The organism is Pseudomonas sp. MBLB4123 (genome assembly GCF_051904775.1).
GTDB lineage: Bacteria > Pseudomonadota > Gammaproteobacteria > Pseudomonadales > Pseudomonadaceae > Aquipseudomonas > Aquipseudomonas benzenivorans_B.
Window position 1 is genome coordinate 1 of sequence record NZ_CP196711.1, and the last position, 15,430, is coordinate 15,430.

15 protein-coding genes are annotated in these 15,430 nt (G+C 66.1%); 7 read left to right on the top strand and 8 right to left on the bottom strand.

The genetic code is table 11. The features are described from left to right. Window positions 1-25: 25 nt before the first annotated feature. The 3 genes from ACSX1C_RS00005 (at window position 26) to ACSX1C_RS00015 (ending at window position 1,815) form a co-directional block, all read left to right on the top strand. Window positions 26-274 (top strand): MoaD/ThiS family protein, encoded by a 249-nt coding sequence (locus ACSX1C_RS00005; protein ID WP_439887688.1) that lies wholly within the window; start codon window positions 26-28, stop codon window positions 272-274. Window positions 275-276: 2 nt separating this feature from the next. Next, the gene (gene moaE, locus ACSX1C_RS00010) at window positions 277-732 is read left to right on the top strand and encodes a molybdopterin synthase catalytic subunit MoaE (RefSeq protein ID WP_439887689.1); all 456 of its coding nucleotides are present in this window, start codon (window positions 277-279) and stop codon (window positions 730-732) included. 306 nt (window positions 733-1,038) lie between these two features. Beyond that, on the top strand, window positions 1,039-1,815 hold the full coding sequence (locus ACSX1C_RS00015; RefSeq protein WP_439887690.1) for an ABC transporter substrate-binding protein: 777 nt from the start codon (window positions 1,039-1,041) through the stop codon (window positions 1,813-1,815). Window positions 1,816-1,909: 94 nt separating this feature from the next. Here the strand turns inward: ACSX1C_RS00015 and ACSX1C_RS00020 are convergent, their stop codons facing one another. The 7 genes from ACSX1C_RS00020 to ACSX1C_RS00050 all read right to left on the bottom strand — a co-directional run bounded on the left by ACSX1C_RS00020 (window position 1,910) and on the right by ACSX1C_RS00050 (window position 9,628). Beyond that, window positions 1,910-2,539 carry a helix-turn-helix transcriptional regulator gene (locus tag ACSX1C_RS00020; RefSeq protein WP_439887691.1) on the bottom strand — a complete coding sequence of 210 codons (630 nt, stop codon included), beginning with the start codon at window positions 2,537-2,539 and terminating at the stop codon, window positions 1,910-1,912. Window positions 2,540-2,617: 78 nt separating this feature from the next. Beyond that, window positions 2,618-3,745 carry an NAD(P)/FAD-dependent oxidoreductase gene (locus ACSX1C_RS00025; protein ID WP_439887692.1) on the bottom strand — a complete coding sequence of 376 codons (1,128 nt, stop codon included), beginning with the start codon at window positions 3,743-3,745 and terminating at the stop codon, window positions 2,618-2,620. Beyond that, a complete protein-coding gene (locus ACSX1C_RS00030) occupies window positions 3,745-4,713 on the bottom strand; it encodes an ornithine cyclodeaminase family protein (RefSeq protein ID WP_439887693.1) in 969 nt (322 codons plus the stop codon). Before ACSX1C_RS00030 ends, ACSX1C_RS00025 begins: the two co-directional genes overlap by 1 nt. 153 nt (window positions 4,714-4,866) lie before the next feature. Then, window positions 4,867-6,333: an ATP-dependent RNA helicase RhlB gene (gene rhlB / locus ACSX1C_RS00035; RefSeq protein WP_439887694.1), complete on the bottom strand. Its 1,467-nt coding sequence runs from the start codon at window positions 6,331-6,333 to the stop codon at window positions 4,867-4,869. A gap of 135 nt (window positions 6,334-6,468) precedes the next feature. Then, a complete protein-coding gene (locus ACSX1C_RS00040) occupies window positions 6,469-7,629 on the bottom strand; it encodes a dipeptidase (RefSeq protein WP_439887695.1) in 1,161 nt (386 codons plus the stop codon). Window positions 7,630-7,785: 156 nt separating this feature from the next. Continuing rightward, window positions 7,786-8,724, bottom strand: a complete 939-nt coding sequence (locus ACSX1C_RS00045; protein WP_439887696.1) for a GGDEF domain-containing protein — start codon at window positions 8,722-8,724, stop codon at window positions 7,786-7,788. A gap of 217 nt (window positions 8,725-8,941) precedes the next feature. After that, window positions 8,942-9,628, bottom strand: coding sequence for an alpha/beta hydrolase (locus ACSX1C_RS00050; protein WP_318643040.1), 687 nt, complete (start codon window positions 9,626-9,628; stop codon window positions 8,942-8,944). 481 nt (window positions 9,629-10,109) lie between these two features. Between ACSX1C_RS00050 and ACSX1C_RS00055 the strand changes: the two genes are divergently transcribed. The 4 genes from ACSX1C_RS00055 to ACSX1C_RS00070 all read left to right on the top strand — a co-directional run bounded on the left by ACSX1C_RS00055 (window position 10,110) and on the right by ACSX1C_RS00070 (window position 14,308). Next, window positions 10,110-11,138, top strand: coding sequence for an amino acid ABC transporter substrate-binding protein (locus tag ACSX1C_RS00055; protein WP_318643038.1), 1,029 nt, complete (start codon window positions 10,110-10,112; stop codon window positions 11,136-11,138). A 99-nt stretch (window positions 11,139-11,237) separates the two neighbouring features. Beyond that, window positions 11,238-12,422: an amino acid ABC transporter permease gene (locus ACSX1C_RS00060; RefSeq protein WP_439887697.1), complete on the top strand. Its 1,185-nt coding sequence runs from the start codon at window positions 11,238-11,240 to the stop codon at window positions 12,420-12,422. Window positions 12,423-12,432: 10 nt separating this feature from the next. Next, entirely contained in the window at window positions 12,433-13,530 is a 1,098-nt protein-coding gene (locus ACSX1C_RS00065) for an amino acid ABC transporter permease (protein WP_439887698.1), read from the top strand. A 10-nt stretch (window positions 13,531-13,540) separates the two neighbouring features. Beyond that, complete coding sequence (locus tag ACSX1C_RS00070) at window positions 13,541-14,308, top strand: amino acid ABC transporter ATP-binding protein (RefSeq protein ID WP_439861135.1); 768 nt, start codon at window positions 13,541-13,543, stop codon at window positions 14,306-14,308. Between the two features lie 89 nt (window positions 14,309-14,397). Here ACSX1C_RS00070 and ACSX1C_RS00075 read toward each other — a convergent pair whose 3' ends face one another. Further along, complete coding sequence (locus ACSX1C_RS00075; protein ID WP_439887699.1) at window positions 14,398-15,351, bottom strand: GlxA family transcriptional regulator; 954 nt, start codon at window positions 15,349-15,351, stop codon at window positions 14,398-14,400. Window positions 15,352-15,430: the final 79 nt, after the last annotated feature.

Here is a 15,430-nt window from a genome sequence, read left to right on the forward strand (position 1 = left end):
GCCACTACAAGGCTGGGGACGAGCAATGATCCGCGTGCAGTACTTCGCCCGCTACCGCGAAACCCTGGGCCTGGATGGCGAGCAGCTGCGCGACAGCCAGGGCTTCGCGACCCTCGACGACCTGCGCCGCCACCTGCTGGCCCGTGGCGGGGTGTGGGAGGTGCTGGCCGAGCAGAACCTGATGTGCGCGCGCAACCAGGAACTGTGCGGTCTCGACGAGCCCCTGGCGGAGGGCGACGAGGTGGCCTTCTTCCCCACCGTGACCGGGGGCTGAGCATGGCCATTCGCGTTCAGCACGAGCCGTTCGATCCGGGTGCCGAGACCAACGCGCTGCATGCGGCCAATGTCGGCGTCGGTGCGGCGGTCAGCTTCGTCGGTTACGTGCGCGACTTCAACGAGGGCCGCGAGGTCGGCGGCATGTTTCTCGAGCACTTCCCCGGCATGACCGAGAAGGCCTTGGGCAAGATCGCCGCAGAGGCCGGGCGGCGCTGGCCGCTGCTGAATATCCAGATCATCCACCGCATCGGCCGCCTGGAGCCGGGCGAGCCTATCGTCTTCGTCGGCACCAGCAGCGCCCACCGCCAGGCCGCGTTCGACGCCTGCGCCTTCGTCATGGACTACCTCAAGACCCGCGCGCCGTTCTGGAAGAAGGAAGACACCAGCGACGGCCCGCGCTGGGTCGAGGGCCGCGCCAGCGACCAGGGTGCCGCTGCGCGCTGGGGCAAGGCCTAGGCGTACCGGCGCGGCGGTGCGCGCCTGACGGCACTGCCGCCGTTGCTCCCCTGACCAGGCCGAGTCGCGCGCCCCGCGGCTCGCCTATCCGGCTGCCCGGTTGACGATGTGTACCCAAGAGTCCAGTATGGACTTATAAGTACAATACGAGGCCGGCCGATGCCCGCTCCGCCAGCGCTATCGCTCATCCGCTCCCGCCCGGTAGCAGTCCCTCTGCGCCTGTCTTTCGTGTTGCCGCCTTCCGCGCGGCCGCGGCGTCTGCCCGTGGTCGCCAGCCCTGTCACCCACCCCGCAGGAACCCGCACCATGAAGAAACTCGCCATACTGGGCGGCTTCGCCCTGAGCCTGATGACGTCCAGCCTGTTCGCCGCCGACAAGCCCTTGCGCCTGGGCATCGAGGCGGCCTATCCGCCGTTCGCCTTCAAGACCGCCGATGGCCGCATCGACGGTTTCGACCACGACATCGGCAACGCCCTGTGCGCCGAGATGAAGGTCGAGTGCCAGTGGGTCGAGCAGGAGTTCGACGGCCTGATCCCCTCGCTGAAGGTGAAGAAGGTCGACGCCATCCTCTCCTCCATGACCATCACCGACGAGCGGCGCAAGTCGGTGGACTTCACCGGCAAGTACTACTACAGCCCGGCGCGCCTGGTGATGAAGCAGGGCAGCGAGGTCGACGCGGACTTCGCCGGCCTCGCGGGCAAGCGCATCGGCGTGCAGCGTTCGACCACCACCGACCGCTTCGCCAGCGAGGTGCTGGCGGCCAAGGGCGTCGAGGTGGTGCGCTACAGCTCGCAGAACGAGATCTACCTGGACCTGATCTCCGGGCGCCTGGACGGCACCCTGGCCGACGCCGTTCCGGTGGACGAGGGCTTCCTCAAGACCGACAACGGCAAGGGCTTCGCCTTCGTCGGCCCGTCCTTCACCGACCCGCACTACTTCGGCGAGGGCGCCGGCATCGCCGTGCGCAAGGGCGACGCCGAGCTGCTCGGCAGGCTCAACGCGGCGATCCAGGCGATTCGCGCCAGTGGTCAGTACCAGAAGATCCAGAGCAAGTACTTCGACTTCGACATCTACGGCGACTGACGCCTCCTGACCTGCAAAAAAGCCGCGCAGTGCGCGGCTTTTCCATGGGCGCTCGGTGAGCGCGGCGGCCAGCGCAGGGATGCGTGGTCCGGGCTCAGCCCTCGCCCTTGATCTCCTTGAGGTGCTTGTACACGGTGGCGCGGCCCATGTTCAGCACGTTGGCCACGTAGTTGGCGGCGCTCTTGCCCTTGAACGCGCCCTCGGCGTGCAGCGCCTCGACCAGTTCGCGCTTGTGCTCGCGGGTCAGCAGGTTGAGGCCGAGCTGGCGCTGGCGCAGCCAGTTGTGCAGGAAGGTGTTGATGCGCTCCTGCCAGTCGTCGCGAAACAGCGCGTCGGGCTGGGGGATCAGCCGGCCGGGGGCGAGGAACAGGTCCAGCGCCTGCTTGGCGCTCTCGAACAGCGAGATGTTCAGGTTCAGGCACAGCACGGCAATCGGCGTGCCCCGGGCGTCGCGCAGCACGCTGCTGACCGAGCGGATCTTCTGCCCGTCCCAGTTGAGCTTCTCGTAGGGGCCGATGGTGCGCTCCTGTGTGGCGCCGTCGAGCATGTCCTCCAGCGCCGCGTCGTCGCCGACCTCGCGCTTGGAGAGGTTGTTGGCGATGTAGTCGATCTTCTGCGTGCGCAGGTCGTGCAGTACCACCTCGGCGTGGGGGAAGAACAGGGTGGCGATGGCGTCGGCGATGGCCCGGAAATTGTCCAGGTCGGCGGCGGGTGTCGGCTTCATCGGGGAAGGGCTCCAGTCAGCGCCCGGCACGAGGGGCGCTGCGAGTGTGCCGCAAAGTGTCCGTAGCGTCATCTTCGCTCAGCGGAGGAGGCGGGCGGGGGACAGCTGTTCGGCGCTCAGGCCGAACTGGCGCAGCGCTGCGGGCAGCGCTTCACCGCGCACCAGGGCGGCGCAGGCCTGGCCCATGGCCGGCGAGGTCTGGATGCCGTAGCCGCCCTGGGCAGCGCACCAGAAGAAGCCCGGCGCCAGTGGGTCGAAGCCGCCGACCAGGTCGCCGTCGGCGACGAAGGAGCGTAGCCCGGCCCAGGTATGCGCTGGGCGGCGGATGCTCAGGTGGGTGTGCTCCTCGATCTGGTAGATGCCCAGGGCGATGTCCAGTTCCTCCGGCTGCACGTCGTGGGGCTCGACCGGGTCGGCGTTGGCCGGCGAGCCGAGCAGCAGGCCGGCGTCGGGCTTGAAGTAGAAGGACTCGTCGAGGCTGACCACGCAGGGCCAGGCCTGGCAGTCGAGGCCTTCCGCGCCCTGGAAGGTGAAGGCGGCGCGGCGCTTGGGCACCAGGCCGATCGGCGCCACCCCGGCCAGGGCGGCGATCTGGTCGCACCAGCCGCCGGCCGCGTTGATCAGCACCCGGGCGCGGTACTGGGCGCTGCCGCAATCGACCCGCCAGCCGTCGCCGTCGCGGGCGATGGCCTGCACCTCGCGCTGGTTGTGGATCTCGCCGTCGTGCTGGCGGATGCCGCGCAGGTAACCCTGGTGCAGGGCGTCGGTGTCGATGTCGGCGGCGCTGGGGTCGAGCATGGCGCCCCGCACCTTGTCGCGGCGCAGCACCGGGACCAGGGCGCAGTCCTGGTCGGCATCCAGCAGGCGCATCTCGGCCACGCTGGCCTGGGCGCTGGCAAACTGGCGCTGCAATTCCTCCGGGTCGCCGCTGAAGTCGACGACCATCTCGCGGCGCGGGCTGAGCAGCGGGTGTTCGGCAAAGCCCGTCGGTGGGCTGTCGAAGAACGTCCGGCTGGCGGCACTCAGGGCCCTGACCTGGGGCGTGCCATAGGCCAGGGTATAGAGGGCGGCCGAGCGTCCGGTAGCGTGGTAGCCGGGCAGACTTTCACGCTCGAGCAGGACGGTCTTGCCGTGGGGGGAGAGGAAGTAGCCAGTCGATGCCCCGGCGATCCCGGCGCCGATGATTAGGTAGTCGACGTGCTGCATCAGGCGACGACCTCCTGCTGGCACTTGAGTCGATAGAGCGCGTGGGCCAGGGCGATATCTTCCAGGCCCAGGCCGATCGAGCGGAAGAAGGCGTGGCGGCGGTAGTCCGGCAGCGGCGCCTGGTCGCTGAGCAGTTGCGCCAGGTCGCCGCGGATCTGGCTGCGATCCCAGCCGTGGTCTTCGCTCGCCAGGCACATTTCGCCGGCGCTGGCGGGGGTGGTGGCGCGGTAGTCGCAATACACGTCCATATCGTCCAGCGACTGCGGCGGCACCTCGTGGGCGCGCGGCGCGTTGGTGCTGATCGAGGTGATCAGTGCCGGTCGGCCCAGCTTGGTGGGGTCGAGCACCGGGCCGGCAGAGGAGGTGCAGAGCATGATCACCTCGGCGCCGTCGGTGGCCTCCTCCAGGCGGGCGCACAGCTGCAGGCGCGGGTCCAAGCGCTGCAACTGCTGCAGCTGCGCCGGGTCCTGCTCGAGCAGGCCCGGCGAATAGATGGCGATGCTCTGCCAGGCGCGCAGGCCCCTGGCGTAGTGTACGTGGGCGCGGGCCACGGCGCCGCTGCCGATCACCGCCAGGCGTCGTGCCTGGGCGGGCGCCAGGGCGTCCACGGCGACCGCGGTGGTGGCGGCGGTGCGCGCGGTGGTGAGCAGGCCGGCGTCGCACAACAGCAGCGGCTGGCCGCTGTGCATCGACATCAGCAGGGTCCAGGCGCTGACCAGCGGACCCTGCTGGCGAACGATATAGGGCGAGGTCTTGACCCCGTACACGCCGGCTTCGGCCAGTACGCCGAGGTAATTGATGAAGTCGCCGGCGGCGTTGGGGAACTCGACCAGCTGCTGCGCCGGCTGCACTGCCTCGCCCGCCGCCAGGCTGCGGAACATGGCGAGCATGATCTGGTGGACGTCGATCTGGCCGAGCAGCTGCTCGGCTTCGGCCTGCTGGATGACATAGGGGGTGACGCACGCCATAGGACGCTCCGGAGTCGAGTTATACAAAAAGTCTATTCTGGACTTTTATGTGTTGTTCGACAAATACCCGGGCGGCGGCGACTTACGTTCCGGCGACCTCGCAGGAAGAAAAAAGGCGAAGCCGGGGCTTCGCCTTGTCCTGTCGCTGTGCCGTCAGTGCTTGCGCGGCACCGGCTTGAGCAGCGCGTCCGGCGGCATCTCGCAGTTGATCTTGCGCCCCAGCAGCGCCTCGATCGGCGGCAGGGCGAAGGCGTCGTCCTCGCCGGCGAAGCTGATGGAGGTGCCGCTGGTTCCGGCGCGGCCGGTGCGGCCGATGCGGTGCACGTAGTCGTCCGGGTCTTCCGGCAGGGTGAAGTTGATCACATGGCTGATGCCTTCGACATGGATGCCGCGGCCGGCCACGTCGGTGGCCACCATCACGCGGATCTTGCCCTCGCGGAAGCCTTCCAGGGCGCGGATGCGCTTGTGCTGGGGCACGTCGCCGGACATCTGCACGGCGCTGACGCCGTCGCGGGTCAGGCGCTCCTCGATGCGCCGCACCTCGTCCTTGCGGTTGGCGAAGACCATCACCCGGCTCCAGTCGTTCTGGGTGATCAGGTTGTACAGCAGCTTGTACTTGTCGGCGCTGGCGACCGCATAGACGTGCTGTTCGACCGTGTCGCTGGCGACGTTCTCCGGCTCGATCTCGACGATGGCCGGATTCACCGTCCACTGCTTGGCCAGGTTCATCACGTCTTCGGTGAAGGTGGCGGAGAACAGCAGGGTCTGGCGTTCGCCCTTCATCGGGGTCTGGCGGATGATCTGCCGCACCTGGGGGATGAAGCCCATGTCGAGCATGCGGTCGGCCTCGTCGAGCACCATCACCTCGACCATGTCCAGGTGCACCTCGCCGCGCTGGTTGAAGTCCAGCAGGCGGCCCGGGGTGGCCACCAGGATGTCGCAGAAGCGCGATTCCAGTTGCTTGAGCTGCTTGTCGAAGTCCATGCCGCCGACGAAGCTCATCACGTTCAGGCCGCTGTACTTGGTCAGGCCGATGGCATCGTTGGCGATCTGCACCACCAGCTCGCGGGTCGGGGCGATGATCAGCGCGCGCGGCTCGCCCATGTAGCGTTCTTTCGGCGGCGGGGTCTGCAGCAGCTGACTGATGATCGAGACGAGGAAGGCCGCGGTCTTGCCGGTGCCGGTCTGGGCGCGGCCGATGGCGTCCTGGCCCTTGAGGGTGTAGCCGAGGACCTGGGCCTGGATCGGCGTGCAATAAGGGAAGCCGAGGTCGTGGATGGCGTGCATCACCCGCGGATCGAGGTCGAAGTCGTGGAAGCGGGTCTTGCCTTCGGCAGGTGCCACCACGAAGTCTTCCAGCTTCCAGTTGTCGACGGGCTTGGCCGCACGCTCGCGGCGTGGCTTGCTGGCGTTGCCCTTGCCGCCGCGTGCCGGTTTGGTTGCGGCATTGTCTGGCGCCTCGGCACTGTCAGTGGCCGCACGTCCGGCGTCTCTGGGCTTGGCGGGGCGGTTGGGCTTCTCGTCTTGGGCGTTTTGGCTGCGAGGCGCTGCGGGCGCAGTGAGCGTATCGGCTTGCTCGCCCTCGGCTTTGCCGAACATCTTCTTGAGTGCTTTGAGCACGGTCATCTCGTCAATTGGTTAAGGAGTGAACGGCGGCCAGTGTAAAGCAAGAAGTCGGCGCGGCGAAGCACCCTGCTCGGGCGACTTGTCAATGCCTGTGCGGCATTTTCCTCAAGGGGCTGCCTGACTGCTCGGTCAGTCCGGCGGCAGGGTCGCCAGCAGCAGGCGCTGGACGTTGCCGCCCATGATCGCGGCGATCTCGGCATGGCTGAAGCCGGCCGCCTGTAGGCCCTCGGTCAGCTGCGCCAGGCCGCTGACATCGAAGGGCGCGCGGATGGTGCCGTTGAAGTCCGAGCCGAGGGCCACATGTTCGACGCCGATCAACCCGCTGGTGTAGCGGATCGCCCGTACTATGGCCTCGACCGAGGTGGCGCAGACGGCCGCGTCCCAGTAGCCGATGCCGACCAGCCCGCCGCTGGCGGCGATGCCGCGCAGCTGCGGGTCGCTGAGATTGCGCGGGCCGGGGCAGGTGCCCGCGACGCCGGTGTGGGATACCAGCAGCGGTCGTCGGGCCATGGCCAGCACGTCGTCGATCAGGGCGGCGGAGGCGTGGGCCAGGTCGATCAGCATGGCCTTGTCTTCCAGGCGGGCGATCACCCGGCGCCCGAACGGGGTGAGCCCGCCCTTGTCCAGGCCGTGGGCGGAGCCGCCGACTTCGTTGTCGAAGAAGTGGGTCAGGCCGGCGATGCGAAAACCGGCGTCATACAGGCGCTCGAGGTTGTCCAGGTTGCCTTCCAGCGGGTGCAGGCCCTCGGTGGCGAGCAGCGCGGCCACCCGCCGCGGGTCCTGCTGGCGGGCCTGGATAAAGGCCGCTAGGTCTTTCCGGCTGCGGATCAGCACCAGGCGACCCTGGCTGGCGGTCGCCGCCTGCCGGAGTTTAGCGGCCTGGTACAGGGCCCGTTGCAGCAGGCTGTCCCAGGTCGCCCTTGGCCAGCGCTGGGCCAGCGCCAGCAGGGTGATGTTGTCGCTGTCGGCGGCGTTGCGCTGGTAGTTGAGCCCGCGCGGGGTCTTGGTCACGGCGGAGAATACCTGCAGCGCCACGCCGCCTTCGAGCAGCCGCGGCAGGTCGGAGTGGCCGTAGCTGTGGCGTTCGAGGAGGTCGCGCTGCCAGAGCAGCGCATCGTCGTGCAGGTCGGCGACGAACAGCTGCTGGTGAAGACGTCGCGCCGATTCGCTCGCCGAGTAGGGCGGGGCGACGGCGACGCCGTTGAGCAGGCGGTCGAGCAGCTGAGGCAGGCTGAAAAAGAGCGCCCCAGCACCCATGGCGAGCAGCAGGATAAGCAGGAGCTTGCGCATGGGGTCTCCGGAGGTGCGGGGCGAGCAAGGCATGGCGCTGGTATGAGCCTAGCCAAAGGTGAGGCAGGTTCATCCGGGGCTTCTGGAGGCCTCGGTTGGGCGCACGCCCAGAACGCCGGGAATCCACCGGCTGAACAATCTACCGAGAGGTCGCCGCTAGCCGTACAGGCAGTTGCGGCCCTGTTGCTTGGCCCGGTATAGCGCGCTGTCGGCCCGGGCGATCAGGTCTGATAGCTCATCCCTCTGGCGCATCAGGGCCAGGCCGATGGATACCGTTACCCCCGGCAGCACGCCGCTGGGCGCGTAGAAGGAGGGGATCTGCTGCAGGGCCATGCGCAGGCGCTCGCCGATGCGCCGACCGTCGTCCTCGCCGATCTCCGGCAGCAGGATGACGAACTCCTCGCCGCCGTAGCGGATCAGGCTGTCCTTGGGCCGCAACTGCTCGCGCAGCGTGTGGGCGACCATGCTCAAGGCATAGTCGCCGGCCAGGTGCCCGTGCCGGTCGTTGTAGGCCTTGAAGTGATCGACATCCAGCATCAGCAGGCACAGCGGCTGGCTGTTGAACGCGCAGCGGGTGCTTTCCCGTTCGAATACATGCTTGAGCCAGCGGCGGTTGAACGCGCCGGTTAGGGCATCGATATTGGCGCTCTGTTCGCTGTCCAGGAGAATGCGGTTGCCTGAACGCAGCCGTTCGCAGAGCAGGCTGAGCAGGTTGTGCATCAGTTGCGGCGATTGTTGGAACAGCTTGATCAGGGCTTCACGATGCAGGCGTAGCACGCTGCAGGGCGTACTCGCCACCACGTAGGCCGACGGCGCCTGGTTGTCGATGAAGCTGATCTCTCCCGCACAGTCGCCGACGTTCAGGGTATTCACCGGCTGGTTGTCCAGTGAGCCGAGATAGACCTTGAGTTGGCCACTGAGCAGCAGATACAGGTGCTGGTTGCGCTGGAAGGGCGAGAGCAGTATCTCGCCGGCTTCCAGCTCGCAGGCCCGGAAGGACTTCAGCACCTGGTTCACGCAGCTGGCGGCGACGTTGTTGAACAGTCGCAGTTGATGGATACGTTGCGGGTCGACTTGCCAATGCGCTTCTTTCATGGCGAAGGCGCGCGGCGCTGGCTGTGAAGGGGGGCGGGCATCGCGAACACTCCCTGTTGTCAGGCGATCTCCAATCCCGACAGTATGCCGGCGAGCCGGGGCTGGCAATCCTCAAGCTGCCTTGCACGACCGATGGCTGAGGAATCTGACTAGCTCGTCACGTTTCGGCGCCGCCGGCAGGGCCATGACGCAGGAGCCCCCTACGCCTTGCCCGGCATCATGGCACCTGTCCGGATGCCGCCCCGTTGTCGCCCAAGCGCTCCTCCAGCCAGTCGGCTATATCGCGAATCTCCTCCGGCAGGACTTCGTGAGCCATCGGGTATTCGCGCCAGCGCACCTCCACGCCCTGGGCCGCAAGCGCATCATGGGCGGCGCGGCCCAGGGTGGGCTGTACCACATCATCGAAGGTGCCGTGCAGGCAGAGCACGGGTAACTGCTTCTTGTCATCGGCCAGTTGCGTGTCGCCGTCGAGGGTCGGTGCATAGGTGGACAGCGCCAGCACTCCGCCGAGCGGCCCCTGCCAGCGCAGGAACGCGGCATGCAGGGCCACGGCACCGCCCTGGGAGAAGCCGGCGAGGAAGATGCGCCGGGGGTCTATGCCGCTGTCGCGCTGGGCCTCGATCAGCGCTAGCACCTGTTGCGCCGATGCCTCCAGTTGTTCGCGGTTGATCGCGCGAGCCGGGCTCATGGTCAAGATGTCGTACCAGCTGGGCATGGCCCAGCCGCCGTTGATGGTCACCGCCTGGGTCGGTGCCTGCGGCAGGACGAAGCGGGTGCTGGGTAGTCGCTCCTGCAGCGCTTCGGCCACCGGCAGGAAGTCGTAGCGGTCGGCGCCCAGGCCGTGCAACCAGACGACGCAGGCGTCTGCGCGAGGTGTGGGGTGAAGAATCAAAGGATCGCTCATGGCGGGGCTCCAGTCTGGTGCGGCCGTGTCTATTGGAGGGCGGCAGCGCTTTGGCTAGGTGACTAATCTGGGAAGAATATGTCGCAAGATTACAAGTTTTACGCTTGACCTGTCCGTATGGTGGTAATGGCAAGGTGCTGGTATGGGCTTTGCTATGGCCAATAGGACTGATGACGTTGCCCGGTGCGGTAACACCTGTACCAGGCCGGGAGCGGAGCAGACGGGAAGCCGATTTGATGGGGTTTCCAAAGGTTCGTCTAGCATTGCATGCCGGGCGAGGAGCAAATGGCTATCCGTCTCCGACCCATTCGACCAGTGGGTACACGAGAGTTTCTTGGCTTAAGGAAGATTCGCCAACTAGACTCTCGAAGAGGTCTGATCCGCCGGTTTGACGCGTTGCTGCCGACGCATCCGACGAGCCCCAAAAGGGCAGGGTGGTAGGACCGAGACTCCAACACAACAAAAGCAACTGGAGGTTTTAATGAAGATGGTGAAATCCACCCTGGCGGTACTGACTACCGCAGCCGTTCTCGGTGTCAGCAGCTTCGCTCAGGCGGGCGCTACCCTGGACGCGGTGCAGAAGAAAGGTTTCGTGCAGTGCGGTATCAGCGATGGTCTGCCGGGCTTCTCCTACGCGGACGAGAAGGGCAACTACCTGGGGCTCGACGTCGATGTGTGCCGTGCCGTGGCAGCCGCCGTATTCGGTGACGCAACCAAGGTCAAATACAGCCCGCTGACCGCCAAGGAGCGCTTCACCGCGCTGCAGTCCGGCGAAGTCGACATCCTTTCGCGTAACACCACCTGGACCAGCTCGCGCGACTCCGGCCTGGGCCTGAACTTCGCCGGCGTGAACTACTACGACGGCCAGGGCTTCCTGGTGAATAAGAAGCTCGGCGTGTCCAGCGCCAAGGAACTCGATGGCGCCACCGTCTGTATCCAGGCCGGTACCACCACCGAGCTGAACCTCTCCGACTACTTCCGTGCCAACGGCATGAAGTACACCCCCATCACCTACGATACCTCCGACGAGAGCGCCAAGTCGGTGGAAGCCGGCCGTTGCGACGTGCTGACCTCCGACCAGTCGCAGCTGTACGCCCAGCGCATCAAGCTGGCCGCGCCGGAAGAGTACGTGGTGCTGCCGGAAGTGATCTCCAAGGAGCCGCTGGGTCCGGTCGTGCGCCAGGGTGACGAAGAGTGGTTCGACATCGTGCGTTGGTCGCTGTTCGCCATGCTCAACGCCGAAGAACTGGGCATCGACTCGAAGAACGTCGAGGAGATGGCCAAGTCCACCAAGAACCCGGACATCGCTCGCTTGCTGGGCGCCGAGGGTGAGTTCGGCAAGGACCTGAAACTGCCGAAAGACTGGGCGGTACAGATCGTCAAGCAAGTGGGTAACTACGGCGAAAGCTTCAATCGCAACGTCGGTGCCGGCAGCGAGCTGAAGATCGAACGTGGCCTCAATGCCCTGTGGAACAAAGGTGGTCTGCAGTACGCACCGCCGGTGCGCTGACCGTCTTTGCCGGTGTCCCGTCCTGGGGCGCCGGCATCGTTCTGACGACGTGAACCCCTGGCCCGCGGACGCGGGCGAGGGTGTTCCAAGAGGGCTCCTATGCAAAATACCGCAGATACCTCGCACCCCAAGGGCTCGGTCTGGACCGATCCCAAGGTACGCGCATGGATATTCCAGATTCTCGCCGTCATCGCCGTCATGGCGATCGGCTGGTACCTGTTCGATAACACCCAGACCAACCTGGAGAAACGCGGCATCACCTCCGGCTTCTCCTTCCTCAACAACAGCGCCGGCTTCGGCATCGCCCAGCACCTGATCGACTACACCGAGAGCGACACCTACGGACGGGTGTTCGTCATCGGCCTGCTCAACACCCTGTTGGTCTCGGTCATCGGCATCGTCTTCGCGACCATCCTGGGCTTCATCCTCGGTGTCGCGCGGCTGTCCAAAAACTGGTTGATCAGCCAACTCGCCACCGTCTACATCGAGACCTTCCGTAACATCCCGCCGCTGTTGCAGATCTTCTTCTGGTACTTCGCGGTCATGCTGTCCTTGCCGGGCCCGCGGCAGAGCCTGGAGGTCGGGCAGAGCTTCTTCCTCAACAGCCGCGGCCTATACATGCCGGCGCCTAGCGCGTCAGACGCATTCGGCACCTTTATCGGGGCGGTGCTGATCGCGATCATCAGCATCGTGCTGATCGGGCGCTGGGCGAAGGCGCGTCGAGAGGCGACCGGTAAGGTCTTCCACGTGTCGATCGCCGCAGTGGCGCTGATCGTCGGGCTTCCGGGCCTGGCAGTCGTGGTGGCGGGTAATCCGCTGCAATGGAGCATGCCCGAGTTGGCCGGTTTCAACTTCCGCGGCGGCTGGGTGATGATCCCCGAGTTGATGGCCCTGACCCTGGCGCTGACCATCTATACCGCGGCCTTTATCGCCGAGAACGTGCGTTCCGGGATCATGGCGGTCAGCCATGGGCAGACCGAGGCGGCGCGCTCCCTGGGCCTGCGCGGCAGCTATACCCTGCGTCTGGTGATCATTCCCCAAGCCCTGCGGGTGATCATTCCGCCGCTCACCAGTCAGTACCTCAACCTGGCGAAGAACTCCTCCCTGGCGGCCGGTATCGGCTATCCGGACATGGTCTCGTTGTTTGCCGGCACCGTGCTCAACCAGACGGGGCAGGCCATCGAGGTGATCGCCATCACCATGAGCGTCTACCTGGCCATCAGCATCAGCATTTCCATCCTGATGAACTGGTACAACAAGCGCATTGCGCTGATCGAGCGGTAAGGAGCAGCCCATGCAAACCCATACCTTCAGACCCGACATGCCGCCACCCGTGCTGAGCGTCGGTGTACTCGGCTGGCTGCGGGCCAACCTGTTTTCCAACTGGTTCAACACCCTGCTGACCCTGTTCGCCGTCTACCTGGTCTGGCTGATCATCCCGCCGATCATCCAGTGGGCCTTCATCGAGGCCAACTGGGTCGGTACGACGCGGGCAGACTGCACCAATGAAGGCGCCTGCTGGGTGTTCGTGCAGCAGCGCTTCGGCCAGTTCATGTACGGCTTCTACCCGGAAACCCTGCGCTGGCGCGTCGACCTGACGCTGTGGATGGCGATAATCGGCGCGGCGCCCCTGTTCGTCCCGCAGATGCCGCGCAAGGCCGTGTACGGCCTGGCCTTCCTGGTGCTGTATCCGCTGCTGGCCTACTGGTTGCTGCACGGCGGTTTCTTCGGTCTGTCGACCGTGCCGACCAGCCGCTGGGGCGGTCTGATGCTGACCCTGGTGATCGCCTCGGTGGGGATCGCCGGCGCCCTGCCATTGGGCATAGTGCTGGCCCTCGGTCGGCGTTCGGACATGCCGGCGATCCGCGTGCTGTGCGTGACCTTCATCGAGTTCTGGCGCGGCGTGCCGCTGATCACCGTGCTGTTCATGTCCTCGGTGATGCTGCCGCTGTTCCTGCCGGAAGGGCTCAGCTTCGACAAGCTGATGCGCGCCTTGATCGGGGTGATCCTGTTCCAGTCGGCCTATATCGCCGAGGTGGTGCGTGGCGGTCTGCAGGCCATCCCCAAGGGGCAGTACGAGGCGGCCGCGGCCATGGGCCTGGGCTATTGGCGGATGATGGGGCTGGTGATCCTGCCGCAGGCCCTGAAACTGGTGATTCCCGGCATCGTCAACACCTTCATCGCCCTGTTCAAGGACACCAGCCTGGTGATCATCATCGGCCTGTTCGACCTGCTCAACAGCATCAAGCAGGCGACCACCGACCCGGCCTGGCTGGGCATGGCCACCGAGGGCTATGTGTTCGCGGCGCTGATTTTCTGGATTTTCTGTTTTGGTATGTCCCGCTACTCCATGCACCTGGAGCGCAAGCTGGACACTGGCCACAAGCGTTAGGAGTTATGTCATGAGTGAAGCTATCAAGCAGTCGATCAGCGCCGCGCCGGGGATCATCCAGATGGACGGCGTGCACAAGTGGTACGGCCAGTTCCATGTGCTCAAGGACATCAACCTGAACGTGCAGCAGGGCGAGCGCATCGTCCTCTGCGGCCCGTCCGGTTCGGGCAAGTCCACCGCCATTCGCTGCCTCAATCGTCTGGAGGAACATCAGCAGGGGCGAATCGTCATCGACGGCACCGAGCTGACCCACGACCTCAAGCACATCGAGGCGGTGCGCCGCGAGGTCGGCATGGTGTTCCAGCACTTCAACCTGTTCCCCCACCTCACCGTGCTGCAGAACTGCACCCTGGCGCCGATGTGGGTGCGCAAGATGCCCAAGCGCGAGGCCGAGGAAGTGGCCATGCATTACCTGGAGCGCGTGCGCATTCCGGAGCAGGCCAACAAGTACCCGGGGCAACTGTCCGGCGGTCAGCAGCAGCGCGTGGCGATCGCCCGGGCGTTGTGCATGAAACCGAAGATCATGCTGTTCGACGAGCCGACCTCGGCCCTCGACCCGGAAATGGTCAAGGAAGTGCTGGACACCATGGTCGGCCTGGCCGAAGACGGCATGACCATGCTCTGTGTGACCCACGAGATGGGCTTCGCCCGTACCGTGGCCAATCGGGTGCTGTTCCTCGACAAGGGCGAGATCGTCGAGGAGGCCGACCCGGACACCTTCTTCACCAACCCGAAGAACGAGCGCACCCAGCTGTTCCTCAGCCAGATCCTGCACTGACCCATCGGTAACGTGCCGCATAAAAAAGGGAGCCAGGAGGCTCCCTTTTTTATGCAGCCGTATTCGGCCTGCCGGGCTACAGCCGCGGCTCAGGTCGTTTGGCGCAGGCGCTGGCGGAAGGCGCCCGGAGACTCTCCGCACAGCTGCTTGAAGCGTTTGGCGAAGGTCGCGCGGTCGCCGTAGCCGACCCGCTCGGCAATCTGCTCCAGAGAGTGCGTCGGGTCGCTCAGGGCGCGCTGCGCGGCAGTGATGCGCAGGCGCTGCAGATAGTCGTTGGGCGTCAGTCCGGTGCTGGCCTTGAAGCGCCGCAGCAGGGTGCGTGGCGAGCAGTTGGCCCGCGCGGCCAGGCGGTTGAGGTCGATCGGTTCGGCGTGATGCTGATGCAGCCAGTGCAGCAGCGGGCCGAGCTGCGGGTCGTCGCGACTGTCCTGGGGGAGCAGCGGAGCGAAGCGCGCTTGCTGGCCGCGCGGGCTGTCGAACACCAGGGCGTTGGCAACCAGCCGCGCCAGGTCGTCCCCTGCATGCCGGGCGATCAGGTACAGGCACAGGTCCAGGCCGGCATGGGCGCCGCCGGAGCTGAGCAGGTTGCCGTCGTGGCAGAGCATCTGCTCGACATCCAGCGCAATTCTCGGGAAGCGTCTACGGAACGCATCGGCCAGGGCCCAGTGGGTGGTGGCCCGGCGACCGTCGAGCAAGCCGGCGGCGGCGAGCAGGAAGGCGCTGCTGCACAGGCTGGCGATCTGCTGGTGGGCGGGGCGCTGCGCCAGCCAGGCCAGGAACGCGGCATTCGCTGTCAGGTTGGCGTCGATGGCGCTGCCGGTCGCCGGCACTATCAGCAGCTCGGCGCGGGCTGCCAGCTCCAGGCCGCCGTCGACCCGGATGCAGGCGAACTCCAGTTCGACCGGCCGGGCATCGGCGCTGAAGCGCTGCAGATTGAACAATGGCCGTCCGGCCAGGCGGTTGGCCAGGGTGAAGGCATCGTGGGCCATGCTCAGGCTGGAGCACGAGGTTTGCGGGCAGACATGCAGCGCGATCTGGAGCATGGGGGTAGGCTGTCGACAGGAGTTTGGCGATTATTGACACAAGATTGTCGATTGCGCCAATCGCGTCGCGGCGTAGCTG

What these genes read in the sequence shown, in the direction of transcription:
- ACSX1C_RS00015 (WP_439887690.1), top strand. Translation starts at nt 1,039, where the DNA reads ATGAAGAAACTCGCCATACTGGGCGGCTTCGCCCTGAGCCTGATGACG.
- ACSX1C_RS00065 (WP_439887698.1), top strand. Translation starts at nt 12,433, where the DNA reads ATGCAAACCCATACCTTCAGACCCGACATGCCGCCACCCGTGCTGAGC.
- ACSX1C_RS00055 (WP_318643038.1), top strand. Translation starts at nt 10,110, where the DNA reads ATGAAGATGGTGAAATCCACCCTGGCGGTACTGACTACCGCAGCCGTT.
- ACSX1C_RS00050 (WP_318643040.1), bottom strand. Translation starts at nt 9,628, where the DNA reads ATGAGCGATCCTTTGATTCTTCACCCCACACCTCGCGCAGACGCCTGC.
- ACSX1C_RS00030 (WP_439887693.1), bottom strand. Translation starts at nt 4,713, where the DNA reads ATGGCGTGCGTCACCCCCTATGTCATCCAGCAGGCCGAAGCCGAGCAG.
- ACSX1C_RS00005 (WP_439887688.1), top strand. Translation starts at nt 26, where the DNA reads ATGATCCGCGTGCAGTACTTCGCCCGCTACCGCGAAACCCTGGGCCTG.
- ACSX1C_RS00060 (WP_439887697.1), top strand. Translation starts at nt 11,238, where the DNA reads ATGCAAAATACCGCAGATACCTCGCACCCCAAGGGCTCGGTCTGGACC.
- ACSX1C_RS00045 (WP_439887696.1), bottom strand. Translation starts at nt 8,724, where the DNA reads ATGAAAGAAGCGCATTGGCAAGTCGACCCGCAACGTATCCATCAACTG.
- moaE (WP_439887689.1), top strand. Translation starts at nt 277, where the DNA reads ATGGCCATTCGCGTTCAGCACGAGCCGTTCGATCCGGGTGCCGAGACC.
- ACSX1C_RS00075 (WP_439887699.1), bottom strand. Translation starts at nt 15,351, where the DNA reads ATGCTCCAGATCGCGCTGCATGTCTGCCCGCAAACCTCGTGCTCCAGC.
- ACSX1C_RS00070 (WP_439861135.1), top strand. Translation starts at nt 13,541, where the DNA reads ATGAGTGAAGCTATCAAGCAGTCGATCAGCGCCGCGCCGGGGATCATC.
- ACSX1C_RS00040 (WP_439887695.1), bottom strand. Translation starts at nt 7,629, where the DNA reads ATGCGCAAGCTCCTGCTTATCCTGCTGCTCGCCATGGGTGCTGGGGCG.
- ACSX1C_RS00025 (WP_439887692.1), bottom strand. Translation starts at nt 3,745, where the DNA reads ATGCAGCACGTCGACTACCTAATCATCGGCGCCGGGATCGCCGGGGCA.
- ACSX1C_RS00020 (WP_439887691.1), bottom strand. Translation starts at nt 2,539, where the DNA reads ATGAAGCCGACACCCGCCGCCGACCTGGACAATTTCCGGGCCATCGCC.